The following is a 22,536-nucleotide window of genomic DNA, read 5'->3' on the forward strand; positions in this document are numbered from 1 at the left end:
ATATGGATTATGGTGATGATGACCTCTTCGCGTTTTACCCGCTGGATAACCCTGTTTGCGCTGGCAGCCACCGTCGCGGTTGCGCTTCCTGCTCGGGCAAACACCTGGCCCCTTCCCCCGCCCGGCAGCAAGGTGGTGGGCGAAAACCGTTTTCATGTGGTTGAAAACAATGGTGGCTCACTGGAAGCGATAGCCAAAAAATATAACGTCGGTTTTCTGGCCCTGCTGCAGGCGAACCCCGGCGTCGATCCGTACGTCCCGCGCGCGGGCAGCGTACTGACCATTCCATTACAGACTATCCTGCCGGATGCCCCGCGGGAGGGGATCGTGATCAACCTGGCGGAGTTGCGTTTGTACTATTACCCGCCGGGTAAAAATGAGGTTACCGTCTACCCTATCGGTATTGGTCAACTGGGCGGCGATACGCTGACGCCGACGATGGTCACCACCGTCTCGGATAAACGCGCCAACCCAACCTGGACGCCGACGGCCAACATTCGCGCCCGCTATAAGGCCCAGGGCATCGATCTTCCTGCCGTGGTTCCGGCAGGCCCGGATAACCCGATGGGTCATCACGCGATCCGCCTTGCCGCATATGGCGGTGTGTACCTGCTGCACGGTACGAACGCGGATTTTGGCATCGGCATGCGCGTCAGCTCCGGCTGCATTCGTCTGCGCGATGACGATATCAAAACGCTGTTTAACGTCGTTACGCCGGGAACGAAGGTGAATATTATCAATACGCCGATTAAGGTCTCTGAAGAGCCAGGCGGCGTGCGGCTGGTTGAGATTCACCAGCCGCTATCAAAAAATATCGGCGATGATCCCCAGACATTACCCATTAACCTGAATGCCGCGATGGTGAGCTTCAAAACGAATGCGGATACCGATAGCCTGGTGATGGAGCGCGCCATGGAAGCGCGGTCAGGCATGCCGACCGATGTCACCCGGCATCACGATGTCGTCCAGCAGTCCATGTAAGACGGAAAGTAAAACGCCCTGCTAAGCAGGGCGTTTTTTATTGCAGTGGCATAAATGAGGGTTTATGCCCGGCTTATTTGTAGATGACAGCGGTGCCGTGCAAGGTGTTAGGACCGGTCACAGAGGTGATGCGGTAAGATTTTGCACCCATTGCTTCCGCTTTTTGTGCCAGCTGATCTTCCAGAGAGCCCAGGTTAGTCCCGGCAGACGCAGAGATCGTCCCGACTTTATGCTGATCGGCTGGCGTAGATTGTACCTGTACAGCAGCAAAGCTTGCGAAAGAGAGTGAACTCAGTACAGCAGCAGCGATGAGGGTTTTGACGTTTTTCATAATGTTTACCTTTGGCAGATGAATTTTTTGGTCGTTAGCTATTTAGTTAACGATCGATAGGTAAATCATAAATGTGATCCAGCTCACGCGTCAACACATTTTTATAACGAGCATTAATTAAATTTTAAAATTGTTATTTTTCATACATATATGATTAATTTATTTTTAAGCATTCTGCACTGGTGGTGGGTTGCGTTTATTTTTATAATGGTCATTCAACAAACCAACAGAGGACCAACGGCAAATGACAACCGACGTCACGAGTTGTGTGAAGAAAAGCCGTGGCCGACCAAAAGTGTTTGACAGGGATGCAGCGCTTGATAAGGCCATGACTCTCTTCTGGCAACATGGGTATGAAGCGACCTCGCTTTCCGATCTGGTAGAAGCCACCGGAGCTAAAGCGCCGACGCTGTATGCTGAATTTACCAATAAAGAGGGGCTGTTCAGGGCGGTGCTGGACAGGTACATTTCGCGCTTTGCGGCGAAACACGAAGCCCAGCTATTTTGTGAAGAGAAAAGCGTTGAACAGGCGCTACGGGATTACTTCACCGCCGTTGCCACCTGCTTCACCAGTAAAGATACGCCCGCGGGCTGCTTTATGATTAACACCTCTGCCACCCTGGCGGCAGCATCAAAAGAGATCGCCAATACGGTGAAATCGCGTCATGCGATGCAGGAGGAGACGCTCAGCGCATTTCTGGCTCAGCGCCAGCAGCGCGGTGAAATTCCCGCACACTGCCAGCCTCAGATGCTGGCGCAATACCTGAGCTGTATTTTACAGGGAATGTCGATCAGCGCCCGTGAAGGGGCGACGCTGGAAAAACTGCAGAACATTTCCGACACCACGCTGCGCCTGTGGCCTGAACTGCTCAAAATCTGACGCAAAAAAAGCTCCTCAGCCTGAGCGCTTGAGGAGCTAAGTTCAGAGAACATCTTTTTTACGCTTTGTTATTCAGTACCAGCTGGCCGTTTCCATCCAGTGGAATTTGGGTGCCCGGGTCTTTATCCATGCGGATTTTGCCCTGCTGATCGCCAATTTTGTAGGTCACGTCATAGCCCAGCATTTTTTCCGACTTGTCATAGACGGTTTTACAGCGCTGCTGGGTCGTGGTGTAAGTATCGTTATCCTGCATTGCGCCCTGCACCTGGTTACCGGCATAGCCGCCACCCAGCGCGCCGACCACGGTCGCGACATCTTTACCCCGACCACCGCCAAACTGGTGACCAATCACCCCACCCGCTACCGCACCCAGAACAGAGCCGGCAATACGGTTTTCATCCTGTACCGGACGACGGTGGGTTACGGAGACGTTACGGCACTCCTGACGTGGGGTTTTTACGGTTTCTTTAATAGGCGTTGCTGAAACCACCTGCGCATACTGCGGGCCGCGATCTAAAACGTTGAGACTGGCAACAGCAGCCACACCTAACGCAGCTGCGACGCCGATCCCTATACCCGCCAACATTGATTTATTCACGGGACTTCCTCCTTTGTTGCTATTGGTAACAATTCTGCTATGGAGGCGCGGCTTCGCCAATAAGACAAAGGATCAAAAAGTGGACATCGGGGAGAGATATATCGCGTTTAGGAGAACTCTTAGGCACCTAATCCACGACGAACAGCATGATATGCTAAAAAATCCCTCCGGAAGGCCCGGAGGGAGTGAAAGATTAGTGCAGCTTCAGACGTGGACGAATGACGCGGTTGATTCTGCCCACCAGCATCATCAGGCCCGTTTTAAAGTAGCCGTGCAGCGCGATCTGGTGCATACGGTACAGGGAGATATACACGAAGCGTGCAATGCGCCCTTCCACCATCATCGAGCCACGCATCAGGTTACCCATCAGGCTACCGACGGTAGAGAAGTTTGACAGCGATACCAGAGAACCGTGGTCTTTATAGACATACGCCTTCATTGGCTTGCCTTTGTACTGCGCCAGGATGTTGTGCAGCACCAGGCTTGCCATCTGGTGCGCGGCCTGAGCGCGCGGCGGCACGAAGCCCCCTTCAGGACGCGCGCAGGAGGCACAGTCACCAATAGCGAAGATTTCAGGGTCGCGCGTGGTTTGCAGCGTCGGCTCGGTGACCAGCTGGTTAATGCGGTTCGTCTCCAGACCACCGATATCTTTCATAAAGTCAGGCGCTTTGATACCTGCCGCCCAGACCATCAGATCCGCTTTGATATACTCGCCGTCTTTGGTGTGCAGTCCACCTTCGTCAGCGCTGGTCACCATGGTCTGCGTCAGGACGCGCACGCCCAGTTTCGTCAGTTCATTGTGCGCTGCGCCGGAAATGCGCGGAGGCAGCGCAGGCAGAATACGCTCACCCGCTTCAACCAGCGTCACGTTCAGCGCTTCGTTAGTTAACCCTTTGTAACCGTAGCTGTGCAGCTGTTTAACCGCATTGTGCAACTCTGCGGACAGCTCAACGCCTGTCGCGCCGCCGCCGACAATGGCAATGTTAACCTTGCCATTCGCACCCAGATTGCTGGTGTACTTCAGGAACAGGTTCAGCATTTCCTGATGGAAACGACGCGCCTGGTGCGGGTTATCGAGGAAGATACAGTGCTCTTTAACGCCCGGCGTGTTGAAGTCGTTGGAGGTACTGCCGAGCGCCATCACCAGCGTGTCATACGCCAGCTTGCGCTCGGGGACCAGCAGCTCGCCTTTTTCATCACGCAGCTCGGCCAGGGTAATGGTTTTGCTCTCACGGTTGATGTCAACCACCGAGCCCAGCTGGAACTGGAAATGATGGTTGCGCGCGTGCGCCAGATAGCTCAGCGCGTCCACGCCCTCATCCAGTGAGCCGGTCGCCACTTCGTGCAGCAGCGGTTTCCACAGGTGGCTGTGGTTACGATCCACCAGCGTGATTTTGGCTTTTTTACCGCGCCCCAGCTTCTTGCCTAACTGTGTGGCCAGCTCCAGCCCGCCAGCACCACCGCCTACAATCACTATCTTTTTCAATGGCGTAGTCAACGTGACCCCCTCAAATTATTAACCAATTGTTAATTAAAAGTTATGAAAATAACCCTTAATTAACAACAGGTTACAGCACTGAAACCATTCAAGTGCATTGAGAATAACACGTCAGGCGCATTGGTCATACCAAAATTGATATGCATCAAGTTTTGATGGCTTAAAAGTAGACAATTCTGGACAAAAAGAAACCCGGTGCGCATTCGCGACCGGGTTTCTGAAGTGGCAGGCTGTGGTTTAGCCCAGCGTTTTAAAGGCTTTGATGCGCTGGAGGTGCGGGGAGATGTTCTTGAACTTGTGGGTCTGCTCTTCGTCCCAGACGATCTCGTAATAGTGATGCAGCAGCTCTGCGGCCCGATGGCTGTTCAGTGCTTCATCATTACGCGAGAGGATCACCAAACAGCGATCGCGGTTTTTCTCACGGAAGTTGCTCACGCACTTGGTCGCAATATCGACATACTCTTCCGGGCGGTCAATTTTGCCTTCCATGTTCTCATTCGGGAAAAGATTAGGATTGAAGACCACCTGGCGGATGTCGCACAGGAAGCCAATCCGCTCCGCCCAATAGCCGCCCAGCCCCACGCCGCAAATCAACGGGCGATCGTCGACGTTAAGCTGCAGCATCTTGTCCACCTCTTTGAGCAGATGCTGCATATCATGCTTCGGATGGCGCGTACTGTAGCTAATCAGCCGTACATCGGGATCGATAAACTGCAGCTGTAGCACCTTCTCATGATTACCAGGACTGTTTGAGTCAAAACCGTGTAAATAGATGATCATTGTCTTCTCACCACGCTACGCCTTCCGGGAGGGTTTACAGGCTGGCTTTATGTGCCTGCCAGCGCTCATTCAGGTCTTCAAGCCGGGCGTTGACCGACTTCCAGCGCGCCGAATCCATCAGCTCCTGACGGCTAAATGAACCTTTATGATACAAATGCGTAACACGCTCTGCATTGATCGGTGACAGGTTATCCAACACGCTAACGGCACCTTTACGATTATTGCAGACCAGGATCATATCGCAACCTGCATCCAGCGAGGCCTGACCGCGCTCAGCATAGCTGCCCATGATTGCCGCCCCTTCCATCGACAGATCGTCGGAGAAAATGACGCCGTTGAAACCCAGCTCCTGGCGCAGAACGGTTTTCAGCCAGTGCGGGGAGCCGCTGGCAGGACGCGGATCAACGTCGCTGTAAATCACGTGCGCGGGCATAATGGCGTCCAGCTTGTTATCGGTGATAAGCGAGCGGAACACCGACATATCTTTGGCGCGAATTTCCGCTTCCGGACGCGGGTCGCGCGGGGTCTCTTTGTGGGAATCCGCCGTCACCGCCCCGTGGCCCGGGAAGTGTTTCCCGGTAGTTTTCATTCCCGCCTCGTGCATCCCGTCGATAAACCGGGTCGCCATTGCCAGCGCAATACGCGGATCTTCATGGTAGGAGCGCTCGCCAATCGCGGCGCTGATATGGCCCACGTCCAGCACCGGGGCAAAGCTGATGTCGATATCCATGGCAATCATTTCGCTGGCCATCAGCCAGCCGGCTTCCTGCGCCAGTTTCCCACCCTCTTCCGTGCCGAGCAGCGCGGCGAAAGACTGGGCTGCCGGCAGGCGGGTAAAACCGTCGCGAAAACGCTGCACGCGGCCGCCTTCCTGATCGACGGCCACCACCAGATGATTGCGCGACGCGGCGCGGATCTGGCGCACCAGTTCACGCAGTTGCGCCGGATCGTGATAGTTGCGGGTAAACAGGATCAGGCCGCCCACCAGCGGATGCGCCAGAATTTCACGCTCCTCCGCATCCAGCTCAAACCCTTCTACATCCAACATGACTGGACCCACACTCACCTCTCTTATCCTTTCGTTTGTAACTGGCGCCAGGCATCGTCTGCCAGCGCAATAAATTGTTTATCTCTGGACTGCTGCAAACGCATCTCAAACCAGCCCGCCATCAGCATGATGACCCAGGGCCGCCAGCGTCTCACCTGGCGTGCCAGCGCATCGGCGTTAAAGTGCGCAACGCTGGCATACTCTCTGATGAGTTTCTGCCGCGCGGCTTCACTTTCCGTCCAGACCGCGGCCAGCTCCAGCGCCACATCGCCGTCTCCGGCATATTCCCAGTCGATAAGCCTGGCGCCCTGTGGCGTATGCACGATGTTCCCGGCGTGCACATCCATATGTAACGGCGAGAGCCGAATCGGTTGCGGCTCGCCCGCTTTACGCAGCTGTTTGAGATGCGCAAGCCACACTGGGGTACGTCTTGCTGGAGAGGCTTGTTGCCAGTAGTTTTCCAGCAGTGGAAGTAAGGCGATTCGCCACCCCAGACGCTGTTGCTGGTGCAGATGATACAGCATCGCCGCAAGCGCTGGGGTGTCCGGCAGCGCGCTTTTCACCTCCCCCTCCAGATAGTCGACGGCCATCCAGCCCTTGCTGAAAAATCGGGGTTCAGGCACGAGATCCGACGGAAGGCGTTTGAGGGCGCGAAACTGACGGCGAAACTGGAAAGCCGGGGCGAAGGGATCGTGGTTCTGCCGCAAGACCAGACGGTGCGCGCCCCGCGCTATAATGCAACTCGCGCCGCTAAGCCCGGAGTGGGCCTGCGGCGCGATAAGGCGGTACTGTGGAAAATAACGCGTCAGAATCTCTTCACGCGTGGTGTCATTGTTGCGTAACCGCACCTTTACCTGACCAGATAATTTCGCCTGTCTGAACCAGCATCAGCTGCATCTGCAGGGCTGGGGTATTCACGTTACCGGTCGCATTAGAGTACAGCACATACTGGGCGCCAACGTTGCGGGCAATGCCAATCGCCTTGCTGCGGGTGCCGAGGCTATCCTGCGGCGACAGGCCCAGCTGCTGTTTGGCTAACGCGAGCTGCTGAGCAGAGACCAGCGTAAACTTACCGTTGTTTGCCAGGGCATTGCGCAGCGTTTCTGTCGCTTCGCCCGCGTTCAGCGAACCGTTGGTACGGTTGTTCACGCTATCGACCAGCAGCACGCTGCCTGCCGTCACGCCCTGAGCCTGCAGCATTTTACCGACCATCGGCTGCATCGCACCGTTCCAGTCGTAATGGCGCACGCGCGGCGCAGGTTGTGACGTCTGGTCCTGATGTTCAATCGGGCCAGGCTGTGACGGAATAGACGGTACAGACGGCACGGTTGGCTGGGTCTGCGTTGGCGGTGTCGGCTGCTCGGTACCCGGCTTTGCCTCTTCCACAGGTGCTGGCTGTTCTGTACGGGTCACACACCCTGCGAGGAACAGCGCGAATGCGGTCACGAGCGCATAACGGCTCATATTTTTAATCAAGGTTCACCCCTTAGAGATAAAGATAAAGTCTCACCTTATGCGCACCCAGATAGCTGGCGCTGTCATAGAGCGTTACCGACGACCTTGCCGGAAGAGTGACGCTGCGCGGCGCCTCCAGCGGGTGCATCTCAAGACCTCTTACGTCATACCAGAAAAAACGGTAGTGGACCGTCACCGGTTCATTTCTTTCGTTATAGAGCGTAGAGGAGGCAGAAGATTTAATTTCACTGATGGTCAGTGCGGGCTGTTGCGCCGTGATGCCCGCAGCCAGCACGGAGGATTCCATCACCAGCGTCTGTTCATCGCTGACGGGGATCGCCGGACGCGTGCTGCACCCCACAACCATCATCGTCATTACCAGCGCTGCAATACGCCCTTTAAACATGTTACAGACCTTTGTGAGCCAGCATCGGTCCCAGCGGACGTCCACCCAGCAGATGCATGTGAATATGATAAACTTCCTGGCCGCCATGACGATTACAGTTCATGATCAGACGATAACCGTCTTCCGCTATGCCTTCCTGCTCGGCAATTTTCGCCGCCACCGTCAGCATACGACCTAACGCCACTTCGTGCTCGGTTTTTACGTCGTTTACGGTCGGAATCAGAATATTAGGAATGATAAGGATGTGTGTCGGTGCCTGAGGGGAAATGTCCCGGAAAGCCGTTACCAGTTCATCCTGATAGACGATATCCGATGGGATTTCGCGGCGAATAATTTTACTGAAAATCGTTTCTTCAGCCATGACCTTTTCCTTTTTTGTTAGGTGCGTCCGCTGTTAACACACTCTCTGGAGGACTGTGTGACACAATTCAAGAGTATGAGCGAGTTTCTCCTGTCCTTTCAACCTTCTCCCCCGAATTCTTTGCTGAATATTCATCAGATGACTGAAGAGTGACCGCTCGCGTGCCTTAACGGGCTGAAACATTATTTCAGTTTCGCACGACACATCTGTTTACAGCATTAATGGCAATGCGTATATTTCGCATTTGCATTTTCATGCGCATTTTTAACATAGAAAACGACGTCAGACCGTATTTGTGGGACTGACGCAAACACTCTTCACCGTTCATAAGGGTTTGATAATGTCTTTCATTGTTCACACCAGGGATGGGCAACGTCAGCCTGTCGCAACGCCTTCGTTGCTGGCAGCCTGTATTGCTATGGCATTGACGCCAGCCGCCGCTTTCGCTGCATCAGCAACCGAAGACACCGTCGTCGTGGATGGAGGTTTTGACAATACGCAGGATCCTTCCGCAAGTCAGGACCGGGATTACAGCGTAAAAACCACCACCACCGGCACAAAGCTGTTGCTGGTTCCCCGTGATATCCCACAGTCCGTTAGCGTGATTAGCCAGCAGCGCATGGCGGATCAGAACCTGCAGTCTATCGGCCAGGTGTTAACCAACACCACGGGCGTAACGGCGCAGGTGCAGGACAGCGATCGTACCGTCTTTTACTCGCGCGGATTTTTCGTCAGTAACTACGCGTATGACGACCTGCCCACCTCCATCAGCGAAGTGTGGAACTTCGGCGACACCGCCGCCGATACCGCGATTTACGACCGTATCGAAGTGGTTCGCGGCGCAACCGGGCTGATGTCCGGCACCGGTAACCCGGCGGCGTACGTCAATATGGTGCGTAAGCATGCGGACAGCAATGAGTTCAAAGGCAATGTCTCCGCCAGCTACGGCAGCTGGGACAAACAGCGCTACGTGCTGGATCTCCAGGCACCGCTGGTAGAGTCCGGGAAGGTACGGGGACGCCTGATTACGGGCTATCAGGACAACGACAGCTTCGTTGATAACTACCACTACCGGAAGAAGTTCCTCTACGGCGTGGTGGATGCGGACGTCACCGACAGCACCACCCTCTCTGTAGGGTATGAATATCAGGAAAGCCACACCGCCGATCCGACCTGGGGCGGATTGCCGACCTGGTACAGCGACGGGAGTAAAACCGACTACAATCGCAGCCAGACCGTTGCGCCTGACTGGGCCTATTCAGACAAGGATAGCACCCGCATCTCCGCTAACCTGACCCAGCGTTTCGACAACGGCTGGGAAGCGCACGTCAACGGCATGCACGCGGAGACCAACTTCGACAGCAAGCTGATGTATATGTCCGGCTATCCGGAAAAAGAGACCGGGGCGGGCATGGTTGGCTACGGCGGCTGGAACAGAGGTGAACGCAAACAGGATGCGGTTGATGCCTTCCTGCGCGGCGGCTTCGATCTTTTCGGCCGCCAGCATGAGATGATGTTTGGCGGCAGCTTCAGCCGACAGCGCAACCACTATGACAACAGAATGCCGGATGCGCTGTACGGCATGGTGGACGTGGGGAATTTCAAAAACTGGAACGGAAATATCGCCGATCCGCAGTGGACGCCGTGGAAGCTCTATAGCCAGGACGACATTCGCCAGTCCTCAGCGTACACCTCCGCCCGCTTCTCGTTGGCTGACCCGCTGCACCTGATCCTCGGGGCGCGCTACACCAACTACAACATTCGCTATAACCCGGCGGGCTCTCCTGACACCCGTCTGGAAAGCACTGAAGATGACGTAACGCCTTACGCGGGCCTGGTCTACGATATCAACGAAGACTGGTCGACCTACGTCAGCTATACCTCCATCTTCCAGCCGCAGGACAAGCGCGACGCCAGCGGACGTTATCTCGATCCGACCACGGGCAAAAGCTACGAAGCCGGTGTTAAAGCAGACTGGTTTAATACCCGTCTGACCACCTCGCTGGCGATTTTCCGCATCGAGCAGGATAACGTGGCGAGCAACACCTATACCTACATGCCGAGCGGTGAGTCGATTTATGAATCGCTGGACGGCGTGGTCAGCAAAGGGATTGAGTTCGAGCTGAACGGCGCCCTGACCGATAACTGGCAGCTGACGTTCGGCGCGACCCGCTACATTGCGGAAGATAAGAACGGCAGCGCTGTCAGTTCCGATCAGCCGCGCACGACAATGAAGCTGTTTACCCGTTATCAACTGCCAATGCTGCCGGCGCTGACGGTGGGCGGTGGCGTAAACTGGCAGAACAAAGTGTGGACGGATGTGGACGGTGGCCCGGCGGGACAATCCCGCGCAGAGCAAGGCAGCTACGGACTGGTTAATCTGTTCAGCCGCTATCAGGTCACCAAAGATTTTGCTATTCAGGCGAACGTCAACAACCTGTTTGACAAAGAGTATTACGATTACGTCGGCTCTTACGTGGTTTATGGCGCACCGCTGAACGTCTCGGTGAGCGCAAGTTACGACTTCTGAGTGTTGGCACAACAAACCACAGCAATAAAAAAGGCAGCCATTCGGCTGCCTTAGTCTCCCCAGGTCACAGCTTAGCTGTTGCGGATGTACTCATCCATTTCGGTTTTCAGGTTATCGGATTTAGTACCGAAGATAGCCTGAACGCCCGAACCTGCAACAACCACGCCCGCTGCACCCAGTTTTTTCAGACCCGGCTGGTCCACTTTCGCAACGTCGGCAACGCTCACACGCAGACGAGTGATGCACGCGTCCAGGTTAGTGATGTTCTCTTTACCGCCGAACGCAGCAACCAGTGCCGGAGCCATTTCGCTGGTCGCGCCTGCTTTGCTGTCTTCAGTTGCATCTTCACGACCCGGAGTTTTCAGGTCCAGTGCTTTGATCAGCACGCGGAAGATGGTGTAGTAAACAACGGCGTAGCATGCACCCACGATTGGGAACAGCCACAGCTTGCTGCTGTTACCGGACAGAACGATAAAGTCGATCAGGCCGTGAGAGAAGGACGTACCGTCACGCATACCCAGCAGGATACAGATTGGGAACGCCAGGCCAGCCAGTACAGCGTGGATGATGTACAGGATTGGCGCAACGAACATGAAGGAGAACTCGATCGGCTCGGTGATACCGGTCAGGAACGAGGTCAGCGCTGCGGAGATCATGATACCGCCCACTTTTGCACGGTTTTCTGGCTTAGCAGAGTGCCAGATTGCAATCGCAGCAGCCGGCAGGCCGTACATTTTGAACAGGAAGCCACCAGACAGTTTACCTGCAGTTGGGTCACCCGCCATGTAACGTGGGATATCGCCGTGGAACACCTGACCTGCTGCGTTGGTGAATTCACCAATCTGCATCTGGAATGGAACGTTCCAGATGTGGTGCAGACCGAATGGCACCAGGCAACGCTCGATGAAGCCATAGATACCGAACGCGACAACCGGGTTCTGGTAAGCAGCCCACTGAGAGAAGGTCTGGATAGCGGAACCGATTGGTGGCCAGATGAAGGACAGGATCACGCCAGTGAAAATCGCTGCCAGACCAGAGATGATCGGAACAAAACGCTTGCCCGCGAAGAAGCCCAGATACTCAGGCAGCTTGATGCGATAGAAGCGGTTGAACATATACGCTGCAATCGCACCGGAGATGATACCGCCCAGAACACCGGTATCTGCCAGGTGTTTCGCGGCAATCTCTTCTGCCGGTAAATGCAGAACCAGCGGCGCAACCACAGCCATGGTTTTCACCATGATGCCGTAAGCAACCACTGCAGCCAGCGCAGAAACGCCGTCGTTATTGGTGAAGCCCAGCGCCACACCGATAGCGAAGATCAGAGGCATGTTAGCAAAGACGGAACCGCCTGCTTCAGCCATCACATGGGAAACTACGGCTGGCAGCCAGCTGAAGTTAGCAGAACCGACACCCAGCAGGATACCTGCGATAGGCAGTACGGATACTGGCAGCATCAGCGATTTACCGACCTTTTGCAGGTTAGCAAATGCATTCTTAAACATAATTGAGAGTGCTCCTGAGTATTTGTGCTTTTTTTACGCTTTCACGCATTGGCCCGGGGGGAGTACCGTGCCGTGGACAGGACATCTAAGCGCCCTTTATTTATTACACAGAGTAAAATAATTCCCTCTGAGTTTGTTTGACGGCTATCACGTTTCAGCTTAAGACGGTCGAAAAACTTTCAGTAATTTACAAAAAGCATGTCTGGATGTTTCTAAGAACACCGTCACCGCCCCAAATGAGGCGGTGAACTTTACTCGTTTTATTTATTAATTACGAGCCTAAAAAAAACAGGCTTATCAGACGGATTGCAGGCGGGCGGGGTCGATATGGAACAGCGCAGAGAAGTTTTGCGTCGTGACGCGGGCCAGCTCTTCGATACTGACGCCTTTAAGCACGGCCATGTACTCTGCGACGTCTCGCGTCATGGCCGGCTGGTTCTCTTTACCTCGATGCGGTACCGGCGCCAGATACGGAGAGTCTGTTTCCACCAGAATGCGATCGAGCGGGACATAGCGCGCAGCATCACGGAGCTGCTCAGCGTTACGGAACGTCACGATCCCGGAAAACGAAATATAAAACCCCAAATCAAGCAGTTTACCCGCCGTTTCTCTGTCTTCTGTGAAACAGTGTAGTACGCCACCGCAATCCGTCACGTTTTCTTCCCGGAGGATCGCCAGCGTATCGGCGCGCGCATCGCGCGTATGTACGATGACCGGTTTATTCAGTTCGCGGCCGATGCGAATATGGTTGCGGAAAGACGCCTGCTGGCGCGCTTTCGTTTCCGGCGTGTAAAAATAGTCCAGCCCGGTTTCACCCATCGCCACGACGCCCGCTTCTGCTGCCAGTCGGCGCAGATCTTCTACGTCATACTCTTCGTCCTGGTTCAGCGGATGAACGCCGCAGGAGAACACCACGTTATCGCGATCGCCCACCAACTCACGCATTGAGCGATACCCTGGCAGCGTCGTCGCCACCGCAAGACAAAATTTCACATCGCGGGCAGCGGCTTTCGCCAGCACGTCATCCACGTCGTTGTGCAGGGATTGATAATCCAGGCCATCAAGATGGCAGTGTGAGTCGACTAAAAACATAATGTCTCTCTCAGAGATGGGAAACAGGCGGCGTAACGCCCGGTTGCAGGTAGTGTTCAATACGCAGTAACTGGTCGGTCAGCAAAAGCTCGCGATTAAGACCCGTCACGGTTAAAAGCTGTTCGCGGCTCTCGCAAACATCATGAAGGATAGCGTGCAGAGACGCGCCTGTAAGGCGGCTCGCCAGCATGTTCACCAGGGGCCACGCGTCCGGGTTAGTCAGCAGCGTAGCTCCTTGCTGGATTTTTAGCGCATCGAGCAATAAGGAGGCCAGCCAGTGCAGACGCTCGATGGCCCGATCGCTATTCAGCGCAGGCAGTAAACTCAGCCAGTCCTGGTTGTTAAGTGAAGCCTCAACGGCCCTGCAGAGCGCTTCTCGCTGCGACCAGACGTCAGGCTGTAGTAATGCCAGCGCCGCCGCGGGGGCGCCGCTGCTGAGGCGCAGCGCAGACAACGCACTCTCCTGTGACGTTGTCACCTCTCGCTCAAGCCAGCTTAACGCCCACGATTCCTGAGGTACCGCCAGATGATGGAGACGACAACGGCTGCGCAGCGTCGCCAGTAAACGTCCCGGGTCCCGGCAGGAAAGGAAAAACCACGTCTTTTCCGGCGGCTCTTCCAGGGTTTTAAGCAGCGCGTTCGCCGCCGCCTCGGTAAGCAACGCAGCGTCGTTGAGCCAGACCACTTTTGCCCCGCCCAGACGCGCATGTTCGTACAGTTTCTCGCTGACTTCACGCACGGCATCAATGCCGAGCGCGCTTTTGCCCTTCTCAGGCTCAAGCGTGTAATAGTCAGGATGCGTGCCGGCCTGCATCAGCTGGCAGCCGCGGCATTTACCGCAGCTTTTATGCCCTTCCGGCTGCTGGCACATCAGAAAACGAGTGATGGCGTAGATCAACGCATCATCCCCCATTCCCGGCAACGCCTGAATCAGTAACGCATGATGCCCCCGACCGGCCTGATAGCTGGCGATCAGCTGTTCAAAGTGCGGGCGCAACCATGGATACCATTTCATGCCTGCTGCTCCTGTAGCCACTGCGTAACGGTCTGTTGAATATCGCGCGTGACGTCGTCCAGAGATTGCGTGGCGTCAATGGTACGAATTGCGCTGTCCCGTGCGGCCAGCTCAAGATAGCGCGCGCGCGTGCGGTTAAAGAAATCGAATGACTCTTGCTCAATGCGATCCAGTTCGCCGCGCGCGCGGGCGCGCCTGAGGCCCACTTCCGGGGTCACATCCAGGTAGAGGGTCAGGTCCGGGCGAAAATCCCCCAGTACGGCATCGCGAAGGGTTGCCAGCATCGCCTGGTCAATACCGCGTCCGCCACCCTGATAGGCCTGAGTCGACAGATCGTGACGGTCACCGATCACCCACTTGCCGTCGGCCAGCGCAGGTTTAATCACGGTCTCAACCAGCTGGACGCGCGCCGCATAGAACATCAGCACTTCGGCTTTGTCAGTAATAACCTCGTCGCCAACGGATTTAATATCCAGCACCAGACTGCGCAGTTTCTCCGCCAGCTGAGTACCGCCCGGCTCGCGGGTAAAGACCATGTCAGCGACGCCAAGCGATTTCAGCGTATCCACTACCACGTTACGGGCGGTGGTTTTACCCGCCCCTTCGAGTCCCTCAATGACAATGTATTTACTGCGCATTTTTTTCCTTAAGTGCCTTCAGATAGTCCTGAACAGAGCGATTATGGCTGGCAAGGTTGGTGTTAAAGGTATGCCCCCCTTTTCCATCAGCCACAAAATAGAGATACGGTGTTTTGGCCGGGTGCGCGGCGGCTTTGAGCGAAGCCTCGCTCGGCGTGGCTATCGGGCCCGGCGGTAAGCCGTTAATCACGTAGGTATTATACGCCGTTGGCGTCTCCAGATCTTTTCTGGAGATCTTGCCGGTGTAGCTTTCGCCCATGCCGTAGATAACGGTCGGGTCGGTTTGCAGACGCATGCCGATGCGCAGGCGGTTGATAAATACCGACGCGACCCGGTCGCGCTCGGCCGCCACGGCCGTCTCTTTCTCAATGATCGAGGCCATTGTCACAAACTGGTTTTGATCTTTATAAGGCAGCCCGTCCATGCGCCCTTCCCAGGCGGAATCAACTGCCTCAACCATCTTTTTGTGTGCCCGTTTAAGAATCGCCACATCGGTCGTGCCCGCCGTATACATCCAGGTGTCTGGCCAGAACCAGCCTTCCACCCACTCAGGATGTTCAAATTTCAGCACTTCGGCGACCGTCTCATAGCGATCGTCTTTGAGCGTGTGCTTGATGTAAGGCGCATCACGCAGCTGCTTGAGGTAATCGCTTAAGCGCATCCCTTCAACAAAGCGCAGCGGGAACTGTGCCTCTTTACCGCTTTCCAGCAGCTGCAGCATCTCTCTGACGGTCATGCCGGGCGTAAAGCGATAGGTACCAGCCTTGAAGTGAGACAGTTCAGGCTCGATACGCAATAACCACTGGAACACGCGTGGACGGTTGATGATTTTATCCCCGTAAAGCTGCTCGCCCAGCGCCATCCGCCCGGTACCGGCTTTCAGGGTAAAAATCGTCTCGTCTTTAATCAGGATTTTACTGTCCGCCAGCTGGCGAACCTTCCATACTCCCGCTCCGCCGGCAATACCCAGCGCAACGATCAGGAGAAGGACAAAGCGCAACATTTTCTTCATGACTTTTTGATTTGCTCACATATCGGGGCTAAAAACGTAAAGAGCTCTCGCGAAGACCAGCGCTGTTGACCATACGCCCGAACGGGTATAACAGGCATCAGCGCATTGCAGATCACAACTTCATCGGCGGACAGCAGCGCCTCTTCCTTCGCGTTTACTTCGACAACGCGAAAGCCTGCATGTGCCAGCTGTTGCAAACAAAACTGGCGCATGATGCCGTTAACCCCAGCCTGCTCCAGCGAAGGGGTGAAGACCTCACGGCCCTTCCGCCAGAGTAAATTAGCCGCACAGCATTCCGTAATGAACCCTTCGCTGTCAAGGACTAGCGCCTCATCGGCGTCCGTCTGTTCAAGATGAGTACGAATAAGCACCTGTTCAAGGCGGTTAAGATGTTTTATTCCGGCGAGCATAGGGTTTCGCCCCAGCCGTACCGGGCTCAGCGTCAGCGTTACCTCCTCCTCACGCCAGCGCGCATAGTGAGCAGGATACGCTGACACGGAAAGAATACGCGTGGGATGCTGACAGGCGGAACCGCTGTACCCTCGCCCGCCGCTGCCGCGGCTAAGAATAACTTTTAAAACGCCGTTTGTATTACCTGACGCCAGCCGGCGCATCTCGCGCTCGAGAATGTCCCACTGCATGAAGGGAATCAGCAATTTCTCGCAGGCTGTTTGTAAACGACGGATATGGGCGTCAAGCAGGCTCACCTCACCGTCAAGAATACGCGCAGTGGTGAAACAACCATCGCCAAACTGGATTGCCCTGTCGCTTGCCGGCAGCGTTTCTTGCTCAAGGCCATTAATTAAAAACATGGTGGCTCCTTATGCGTGGAGGCTCAGTCTGGCAGGATGTTAAAAGCCGGACAAGGGGATTTTCCCTAATAAAAAAGGCCCGCTAAGCGGACCTTTTTTTATAGCTTTCGGGCAGTCAGGCTCAGACCTTTTTGAAGATCAGAGAACCATTCGTGCCGCCAAAGCCGAAGGAGTTACACAGGGTGTACTCCATACCGCTAACCTGACGCGCTTCGTGCGGAACGAAGTCCAGATCGCAACCTTCATCCGGGTTATCCAGGTTGATGGTTGGCGGCACAGCCTGATCGCGCAGCGCAAGGATAGAGTAGATTGACTCTACTGCACCCGCCGCACCCAGCAGGTGACCGGTCATGGATTTCGTGGAGCTGACCATTACGCGGCTGGCAGCCTCGCCGAAGATAGACTTAACCGCCTGCGCTTCTGCTTTATCGCCTGCAGGCGTAGAAGTGCCGTGCGCGTTAACGTAGCCAATCTGTGCAGGGGTAATACCCGCATCACGGATCGCATTTTCCATCGCCAGTGCAGCACCCGCGCCGTTCTCCGGAGGAGACGTCATGTGATACGCATCGCTGCTCATCCCGAAGCCAACGACTTCAGCATAAATTTTCGCGCCACGTTTTTTCGCATGTTCGTACTCTTCCAGTACGAGCATACCTGCGCCGTCACCCAGCACGAAACCATCGCGGTCTTTATCCCACGGACGGCTCGCCGCCTGAGGGTTATCGTTACGGGTAGAGAGCGCACGCGCTGCGCCGAAACCACCAACACCCAGTGGGGTACTGGCTTTTTCAGCACCGCCCGCAACCATAGCATCTGCATCGCCGTACGCAATGATACGCGCGGCCTGGCCGATGTTATGTACGCCAGACGTACACGCGGTAGCGATAGAGATGCTTGGCCCACGCAGGCCGAACATAATGGTCAGGTGACCTGCCACCATGTTAACAATCGTGGACGGAACGAAGAACGGGCTGATCTTACGCGGTCCGCCATTCATCAGCGATGTATGGTTTTCCTCGATCAGGCCAAGACCACCAATCCCGGAGCCGATAGCGGCGCCGATACGGGTTGCGTTCTCTTCCGTAATCTCAAGGCCAGAATCCTGCATGGCCTGAACGCCAGCGACAATTCCATATTGAATGAAGGCATCCATCTTGCGCTGTTCTTTGCGCGAGATGATCTCTTCACAGTTAAAATCCTTTACTAAGCCAGCAAATTTCGTTGCATAGGCGCTAGTATCGAAATGGTCGATTAGGCTGATGCCGCTCTGACCGGCAAGGAGAGCTTTCCAGGTGGACTCTACGGTATTGCCGACAGGAGACAACATGCCAAGTCCGGTCACAACTACACGACGCTTAGACACGTTTGTCCTCCAGGGAGGGATAAAAAAAGAGATACGTGGGACTAAAAAAGATAAAACTCAGGCGGTCGAATGACCGCCTGGAGATGTTCACTTACGCCTGGTGGCCGTTGATGTAATCAATGGCAGCCTGAACGGTGGTGATTTTCTCAGCTTCTTCGTCCGGAATCTCAGTATCAAACTCTTCTTCCAGAGCCATTACCAGCTCAACGGTGTCAAGAGAATCTGCGCCCAGGTCTTCAACGAAGGAAGCGGAGTTCACAACTTCTTCCTGCTTAACGCCCAGCTGTTCGCCGATAATTTTCTTAACGCGTTCTTCGATAGTGCTCATACTCTTAAATTTCCTATCAAAACTCGCTTTCGCGATGGTTTTCGTAGTGTATAAAATGTTGAAAAATTTGCAACTAAATCCCGGCAGGTCTTACCACGATTTTACGTTATTTTGAGGCCATTTGCCCTAATAACGCAAATATTTTCGATCGTGATTAAACCATGTACATCCCGCCGTTGACGTGGAGGGTCTCACCAGTGATGTAACCCGCTTCGTCAGAGGCTAAAAATGCAACCGCACTGGCGATTTCTTTAGGGTCGCCAAGACGACCCGCCGGAACTGCCGCCAGCGTACCCGCACGCTGATCATCAGTCAGCGCACGCGTCATGTCCGTTTCAATAAAGCCCGGAGCAACAACGTTTACAGTAATCCCGCGGGACGCGACTTCACGCGCCAGCGACTTACTGAAACCGATCAGACCTGCTTTCGCCGCAGCGTAGTTAGCCTGACCAGCATTTCCCATGGTACCAACCACAGAACCAACAGTGATAATACGACCATGACGCTTTTTCATCATAGCGCGCATTACCGCTTTTGACAGACGGAATACAGATGACAGGTTGGTTTCGATAATATCGTTCCACTCATCATCTTTCATTCGCATCAGCAGGTTGTCGCGAGTTATCCCGGCATTATTGACCAGAATATCCACTTCACCAAACTCTGCGCGAATATTTTCCAGAACAGATTCGATAGATGCAGGTTCGGTCACATTCAGTACCAGACCTTTACCGTTCGCACCCAGATACTCGCTGATGGCCTGAGCGCCATTCTCGCTGGTTGCTGTACCAATCACCTTCGCGCCGCGCGCGACCAGTGTTTCAGCAATTGCACGCCCGATACCGCGGCTTGCGCCAGTCACCAGGGCAATTTTTCCTTCAAAACTCATGGTATTCCTCTTTTATTGCGAGAGTGCCGCTGACATCGCTTCCGGCTCGTTAATCGCCGAGGCAGTCAGGGTGTCAACAATACGTTTCGTCAGACCGGTGAGGACTTTACCAGGACCGACTTCATAAAGGTGCTCAACGCCCTGAGAGGCCATAAACTCAACGGTTTTGGTCCACTGTACCGGGCTATAGAGCTGGCGAACCAGTGCGTCACGGATAGCCTCCGGCGCGGTTTCGCATTTCACATCGACGTTGTTCACAACGGAAATCGTCGGTGCGTTGAAGGTAATTTTTTCCAGCTCAGCCGCCAGTTTCTCGGCTGCGGGCTTCATCAGTGCGCAGTGCGACGGTACGCTGACCGGCAGCGGCAGTGCGCGTTTGGCGCCCGCGGCTTTACAGGCAGCACCGGCACGTTCAACGGCCTCTTTATGACCAGCAATAACAACCTGGCCCGGCGAGTTGAAGTTAACCGGAGAAACCACCTGCCCTTCAGCAGATTCTTCACACGCTTTTGCAATCGCGGCATCATCCAGACCAATAATGGCAGACATGCCACCCGTTCCTTCTGGCACCGCTTCCTGCATGAATTTACCGCGCAGTTCTACCAGGCGCACCGCGTCAGCAAACGCAATCACACCGGCGCACACCAGCGCAGAGTATTCACCCAGGCTATGGCCCGCGAGCAGCGCTGGCGCTTTACCGCCCTGCTGCTGCCATACGCGCCACAGCGCAACGGACGCAGTCAGCAACGCTGGCTGAGTTTGCCAGGTTTTGTTCAGCTCTTCGGCCGGACCCTGTTGGGTCAGCGCCCACAGATCATAACCCAGCGCATCAGAAGCTTCACGAAAAGTCTCTTCAATGACCGGGTAGTTTGCTGCCATTTCAGACAACATCCCAACGGTTTGAGAACCCTGGCCCGGGAACACAAAAGCAAATTGCGTCATTTTTTATTCCTTATACTAGAAACGAACCAGCGCGGAACCCCAGGTGAACCCGCCACCGAAGGCTTCAAGCAAGACCAGCTGGCCCCGTTTGATTCGTCCGTCGCGTACCGCTTCATCAAATGCGCACGGTACCGACGCCGCAGAGGTGTTGCCGTGACGATCCAGCGTCACCACAACGTTATCCATCGACATGCCCAGCTTTTTAGCGGTGGCGCTGATGATACGCAGGTTCGCCTGATGCGGCACCAGCCAGTCGAGCGCGGTGCGTTCAAGGTTATTTGCTTCCAGCGTCTCATCGACAATGTGCGCAAGCTCGGTCACCGCCACCTTGAACACCTCGTTACCCGCCATGGTCAGGTAGATGGAGCTGTCCGGATTAACGCGATCGGCGTTAGGCAGCGTTAACAGCTCGCCGTAGCGGCCATCGGCATGCAGATGCGTGGAGATGATACCCGGCTCTTCGGACTGCCCCAGCAGCACCGCACCGGCACCATCACCGAAAATAATGATCGTTCCGCGATCGGTTGGATCGCAGGTACGCGCCAAAACGTCAGCACCGATAACCAGCGCATATTTGACGGAGCCAGATTTAACATACTGATCGGCAATGCTCAGCGCGTAGGTGAAACCTGCGCACGCGGCGGCAACGTCAAACGCCGGGCAGCCTTTAATACCGAGCATGTTCTGCACCTGACACGCCGCGCTTGGGAAAGCATGCGTGGCAGACGTCGTGGCAACCACGATCAAGCCAATCTCTTCTTTATCGATACCCGCCATTTCGATAGCGCGCTGTGCGGCTTCGTAACCCATGGTGGACACGGTTTCGTCTGGCGCGGCGATACGACGTTCACGGATACCTGTGCGCGTGACAATCCACTCGTCAGACGTATCTACCATTTTTTCCAGATCGGCGTTGGTACGCACTTGTTTTGGCAGGTAGCTGCCGGTACCTAAAATCTTCGTATACATGTACGCTCAGTCACTTTTAGCTAATACAGATTCCAGGCGAGCGGCAATCCGCTGAGGGACTTGTCGCTGCACCGCCTGCACTGCCTGTTCAATGGCGACAGAAAATGCTCGCTGATTGGCGGCGCCATGACTCTTAATCACGATGCCGCGCAATCCTAACAGACAGGCGCCATTATACTGGTCGGGGTTGAGGTGACTGAATCGCCGCGTCAGGCTCTTTTGTAACCAACGCTTCAATAAAATCAACCACCAGGCGCTTTTTTTGCCTTCTCCCTGAGATTTCAGCAGAGAAAGGAACATGCGCACGACCCCTTCCATGGTCTTCAACGTTACGTTTCCGGTGAAGCCATCGCACACCAGAACATCCGTTTTTCCCGTCAGCAACTCATTGGCTTCGAGATAACCAATATAGTTGATGGAGGGAACCTGTTTGAGCATTTCAGCAGCGTCGCGAATGCTGTCCAGGCCTTTGGTCTCTTCTTCACCAATATTCAATAACGCAACGCGGGGATTGTTGATCCCGACCACGTCTTCTGCCAGCACCGACCCCATCACGGCGAACTGAGCCAGCATGGTACTATCACAATCCACGTTAGCGCCCAAATCGAGCACCACCGTTTTCCCCTTCTGCTGATGCGGTAACACCGTCACCAGCGCCGGGCGCTCAATGCCCTCAATCGGCTTGAGCAGTAATTTCGACAGCCCCATCAGCGCACCGGTATTGCCGGCGCTGACGCAAGCCTGCGCTCGCCCTTCTTTTACCAGCTCCAGCGCCATGCGCATAGAGCTGCCACGGCTATTACGAATCGCCTGTGAGGGGCGTGCATCACTGGCAATAACTGACTGCGCAGGAATAATCTGCAGACGCGAACGTTGTTCAAAGTCAGCTTTTGCAAGTAATGGCGTGATTGTGTCGGGATTGCCGACTAAAAGAAGTGTGAGTTGCGAATTAGAATTCAGTGCCTGCAATGCTGCAGGCACTGTCACGGAAGGGCCAAAATCTCCCCCCATGACATCTAACGCCAGGGTTAGACGTGTCAAGGTATCGTCGCAGCCTGGTTCGGTAACTTCCCCGTTTGCACGGGGAAATCCTCACTAAGCCT

24 protein-coding genes are annotated in these 22,536 nt (G+C 55.0%); 3 read left to right on the forward strand and 21 right to left on the reverse strand.

What is annotated here, in order from left to right; translation table 11 throughout:
• Positions 1 to 15 precede the first annotated feature (15 nt).
• A complete protein-coding gene (locus A6013_RS02255) occupies positions 16 to 981 on the forward strand; it encodes a L,D-transpeptidase family protein (RefSeq protein ID WP_069732479.1) in 966 nt (321 codons plus the stop codon).
• A gap of 73 nt (positions 982 to 1,054) precedes the next feature.
• On the opposite strand, the gene bhsA is transcribed toward A6013_RS02255, so the two are convergent.
• Positions 1,055 to 1,312, reverse strand: coding sequence for a multiple stress resistance protein BhsA (bhsA, locus tag A6013_RS02260; RefSeq protein WP_023332711.1), 258 nt, complete (start codon positions 1,310 to 1,312; stop codon positions 1,055 to 1,057).
• 244 nt (positions 1,313 to 1,556) lie between these two features.
• On the opposite strand from bhsA, the gene comR reads away from it, so the two are divergent.
• On the forward strand, positions 1,557 to 2,192 hold the full coding sequence (gene comR / locus A6013_RS02265; RefSeq protein ID WP_048959700.1) for a TetR family copper-responsive transcriptional repressor ComR: 636 nt from the start codon (positions 1,557 to 1,559) through the stop codon (positions 2,190 to 2,192).
• A 58-nt stretch (positions 2,193 to 2,250) separates the two neighbouring features.
• On the opposite strand, the gene A6013_RS02270 is transcribed toward comR, so the two are convergent.
• The 8 genes from A6013_RS02270 to hinT form a co-directional block, all read right to left on the reverse strand.
• The gene (locus tag A6013_RS02270) at positions 2,251 to 2,790 is read right to left on the reverse strand and encodes a glycine zipper 2TM domain-containing protein (RefSeq protein ID WP_028012731.1); all 540 of its coding nucleotides are present in this window, start codon (positions 2,788 to 2,790) and stop codon (positions 2,251 to 2,253) included.
• A gap of 193 nt (positions 2,791 to 2,983) precedes the next feature.
• A complete protein-coding gene (locus A6013_RS02275; protein WP_028012730.1) occupies positions 2,984 to 4,288 on the reverse strand; it encodes an NAD(P)/FAD-dependent oxidoreductase in 1,305 nt (434 codons plus the stop codon).
• Between the two features lie 237 nt (positions 4,289 to 4,525).
• Positions 4,526 to 5,068 carry an alpha/beta hydrolase YcfP gene (gene ycfP, locus A6013_RS02280; RefSeq protein ID WP_008500781.1) on the reverse strand — a complete coding sequence of 181 codons (543 nt, stop codon included), beginning with the start codon at positions 5,066 to 5,068 and terminating at the stop codon, positions 4,526 to 4,528.
• Between the two features lie 34 nt (positions 5,069 to 5,102).
• Complete coding sequence (gene nagZ, locus A6013_RS02285; RefSeq protein WP_045261820.1) at positions 5,103 to 6,128, reverse strand: beta-N-acetylhexosaminidase; 1,026 nt, start codon at positions 6,126 to 6,128, stop codon at positions 5,103 to 5,105.
• Between the two features lie 11 nt (positions 6,129 to 6,139).
• Complete coding sequence (thiK, locus tag A6013_RS02290; RefSeq protein WP_049136782.1) at positions 6,140 to 6,964, reverse strand: thiamine kinase; 825 nt, start codon at positions 6,962 to 6,964, stop codon at positions 6,140 to 6,142.
• Positions 6,945 to 7,589, reverse strand: coding sequence for a penicillin-binding protein activator LpoB (gene lpoB, locus A6013_RS02295; RefSeq protein ID WP_088205017.1), 645 nt, complete (start codon positions 7,587 to 7,589; stop codon positions 6,945 to 6,947). The genes thiK and lpoB overlap by 20 nt, the downstream gene beginning before the upstream one ends.
• Before the next feature lie 13 nt (positions 7,590 to 7,602).
• Complete coding sequence (locus A6013_RS02300; RefSeq protein ID WP_041910507.1) at positions 7,603 to 7,977, reverse strand: YcfL family protein; 375 nt, start codon at positions 7,975 to 7,977, stop codon at positions 7,603 to 7,605.
• Between the two features lies 1 nt (position 7,978).
• Entirely contained in the window at positions 7,979 to 8,338 is a 360-nt protein-coding gene (hinT, locus tag A6013_RS02305; RefSeq protein ID WP_006809243.1) for a purine nucleoside phosphoramidase, read from the reverse strand.
• Positions 8,339 to 8,678: 340 nt separating this feature from the next.
• On the opposite strand from hinT, the gene fhuE reads away from it, so the two are divergent.
• Entirely contained in the window at positions 8,679 to 10,868 is a 2,190-nt protein-coding gene (fhuE, locus tag A6013_RS02310) for a ferric-rhodotorulic acid/ferric-coprogen receptor FhuE (RefSeq protein WP_069732480.1), read from the forward strand.
• Between the two features lie 71 nt (positions 10,869 to 10,939).
• Here the strand turns inward: fhuE and ptsG are convergent, their stop codons facing one another.
• The 12 genes from ptsG to plsX form a co-directional block, all read right to left on the reverse strand.
• Complete coding sequence (gene ptsG, locus A6013_RS02315) at positions 10,940 to 12,373, reverse strand: PTS glucose transporter subunit IIBC (RefSeq protein ID WP_028012724.1); 1,434 nt, start codon at positions 12,371 to 12,373, stop codon at positions 10,940 to 10,942.
• 297 nt (positions 12,374 to 12,670) lie between these two features.
• Complete coding sequence (locus A6013_RS02320) at positions 12,671 to 13,465, reverse strand: metal-dependent hydrolase (protein WP_069732481.1); 795 nt, start codon at positions 13,463 to 13,465, stop codon at positions 12,671 to 12,673.
• A 10-nt stretch (positions 13,466 to 13,475) separates the two neighbouring features.
• Positions 13,476 to 14,480, reverse strand: coding sequence for a DNA polymerase III subunit delta' (gene holB, locus A6013_RS02325; protein WP_059356874.1), 1,005 nt, complete (start codon positions 14,478 to 14,480; stop codon positions 13,476 to 13,478).
• The gene (tmk, locus tag A6013_RS02330; RefSeq protein ID WP_041910511.1) at positions 14,477 to 15,118 is read right to left on the reverse strand and encodes a dTMP kinase; all 642 of its coding nucleotides are present in this window, start codon (positions 15,116 to 15,118) and stop codon (positions 14,477 to 14,479) included. Before tmk ends, holB begins: the two co-directional genes overlap by 4 nt.
• Positions 15,108 to 16,130, reverse strand: coding sequence for a cell division protein YceG (gene yceG, locus A6013_RS02335; RefSeq protein WP_069732482.1), 1,023 nt, complete (start codon positions 16,128 to 16,130; stop codon positions 15,108 to 15,110). Before yceG ends, tmk begins: the two co-directional genes overlap by 11 nt.
• Complete coding sequence (pabC, locus tag A6013_RS02340) at positions 16,127 to 16,942, reverse strand: aminodeoxychorismate lyase (protein WP_069732483.1); 816 nt, start codon at positions 16,940 to 16,942, stop codon at positions 16,127 to 16,129. Before pabC ends, yceG begins: the two co-directional genes overlap by 4 nt.
• A gap of 121 nt (positions 16,943 to 17,063) precedes the next feature.
• Positions 17,064 to 18,305, reverse strand: a complete 1,242-nt coding sequence (gene fabF, locus A6013_RS02345; RefSeq protein WP_045630098.1) for a beta-ketoacyl-ACP synthase II — start codon at positions 18,303 to 18,305, stop codon at positions 17,064 to 17,066.
• Positions 18,306 to 18,396: 91 nt separating this feature from the next.
• The gene (gene acpP, locus A6013_RS02350; RefSeq protein ID WP_003857954.1) at positions 18,397 to 18,633 is read right to left on the reverse strand and encodes an acyl carrier protein; all 237 of its coding nucleotides are present in this window, start codon (positions 18,631 to 18,633) and stop codon (positions 18,397 to 18,399) included.
• 154 nt (positions 18,634 to 18,787) lie between these two features.
• A complete protein-coding gene (gene fabG, locus A6013_RS02355) occupies positions 18,788 to 19,522 on the reverse strand; it encodes a 3-oxoacyl-ACP reductase FabG (RefSeq protein WP_010429699.1) in 735 nt (244 codons plus the stop codon).
• Between the two features lie 12 nt (positions 19,523 to 19,534).
• Entirely contained in the window at positions 19,535 to 20,464 is a 930-nt protein-coding gene (gene fabD, locus A6013_RS02360) for an ACP S-malonyltransferase (protein ID WP_028012717.1), read from the reverse strand.
• A 15-nt stretch (positions 20,465 to 20,479) separates the two neighbouring features.
• Complete coding sequence (locus tag A6013_RS02365; RefSeq protein WP_041910515.1) at positions 20,480 to 21,433, reverse strand: beta-ketoacyl-ACP synthase III; 954 nt, start codon at positions 21,431 to 21,433, stop codon at positions 20,480 to 20,482.
• A gap of 6 nt (positions 21,434 to 21,439) precedes the next feature.
• A complete protein-coding gene (gene plsX, locus A6013_RS02370; protein WP_028012715.1) occupies positions 21,440 to 22,474 on the reverse strand; it encodes a phosphate acyltransferase PlsX in 1,035 nt (344 codons plus the stop codon).
• Positions 22,475 to 22,536: the final 62 nt, after the last annotated feature.

The sequence above is a fragment of the Enterobacter sp. IF2SW-B1 genome (assembly GCF_001743375.1).
Classification (GTDB): domain Bacteria; phylum Pseudomonadota; class Gammaproteobacteria; order Enterobacterales; family Enterobacteriaceae; genus Enterobacter; species Enterobacter bugandensis.

Excerpts from the sequence above, each read along its gene's own strand:
- fabG (WP_010429699.1), bottom strand. The coding sequence starts at position 19,522 with ATGAGTTTTGAAGGAAAAATTGCCCTGGTGACTGGCGCAAGCCGCGGT.
- A6013_RS02365 (WP_041910515.1), bottom strand. The coding sequence starts at position 21,433 with ATGTATACGAAGATTTTAGGTACCGGCAGCTACCTGCCAAAACAAGTG.
- A6013_RS02320 (WP_069732481.1), bottom strand. The coding sequence starts at position 13,465 with ATGTTTTTAGTCGACTCACACTGCCATCTTGATGGCCTGGATTATCAA.
- fabD (WP_028012717.1), bottom strand. The coding sequence starts at position 20,464 with ATGACGCAATTTGCTTTTGTGTTCCCGGGCCAGGGTTCTCAAACCGTT.
- bhsA (WP_023332711.1), bottom strand. The coding sequence starts at position 1,312 with ATGAAAAACGTCAAAACCCTCATCGCTGCTGCTGTACTGAGTTCACTC.
- A6013_RS02300 (WP_041910507.1), bottom strand. The coding sequence starts at position 7,977 with ATGTTTAAAGGGCGTATTGCAGCGCTGGTAATGACGATGATGGTTGTG.
- yceG (WP_069732482.1), bottom strand. The coding sequence starts at position 16,130 with ATGAAGAAAATGTTGCGCTTTGTCCTTCTCCTGATCGTTGCGCTGGGT.
- comR (WP_048959700.1), top strand. The coding sequence starts at position 1,557 with ATGACAACCGACGTCACGAGTTGTGTGAAGAAAAGCCGTGGCCGACCA.
- fhuE (WP_069732480.1), top strand. The coding sequence starts at position 8,679 with ATGTCTTTCATTGTTCACACCAGGGATGGGCAACGTCAGCCTGTCGCA.
- holB (WP_059356874.1), bottom strand. The coding sequence starts at position 14,480 with ATGAAATGGTATCCATGGTTGCGCCCGCACTTTGAACAGCTGATCGCC.
- ycfP (WP_008500781.1), bottom strand. The coding sequence starts at position 5,068 with ATGATCATCTATTTACACGGTTTTGACTCAAACAGTCCTGGTAATCAT.
- hinT (WP_006809243.1), bottom strand. The coding sequence starts at position 8,338 with ATGGCTGAAGAAACGATTTTCAGTAAAATTATTCGCCGCGAAATCCCA.
- tmk (WP_041910511.1), bottom strand. The coding sequence starts at position 15,118 with ATGCGCAGTAAATACATTGTCATTGAGGGACTCGAAGGGGCGGGTAAA.
- pabC (WP_069732483.1), bottom strand. The coding sequence starts at position 16,942 with ATGTTTTTAATTAATGGCCTTGAGCAAGAAACGCTGCCGGCAAGCGAC.
- ptsG (WP_028012724.1), bottom strand. The coding sequence starts at position 12,373 with ATGTTTAAGAATGCATTTGCTAACCTGCAAAAGGTCGGTAAATCGCTG.
- A6013_RS02255 (WP_069732479.1), top strand. The coding sequence starts at position 16 with ATGATGACCTCTTCGCGTTTTACCCGCTGGATAACCCTGTTTGCGCTG.
- acpP (WP_003857954.1), bottom strand. The coding sequence starts at position 18,633 with ATGAGCACTATCGAAGAACGCGTTAAGAAAATTATCGGCGAACAGCTG.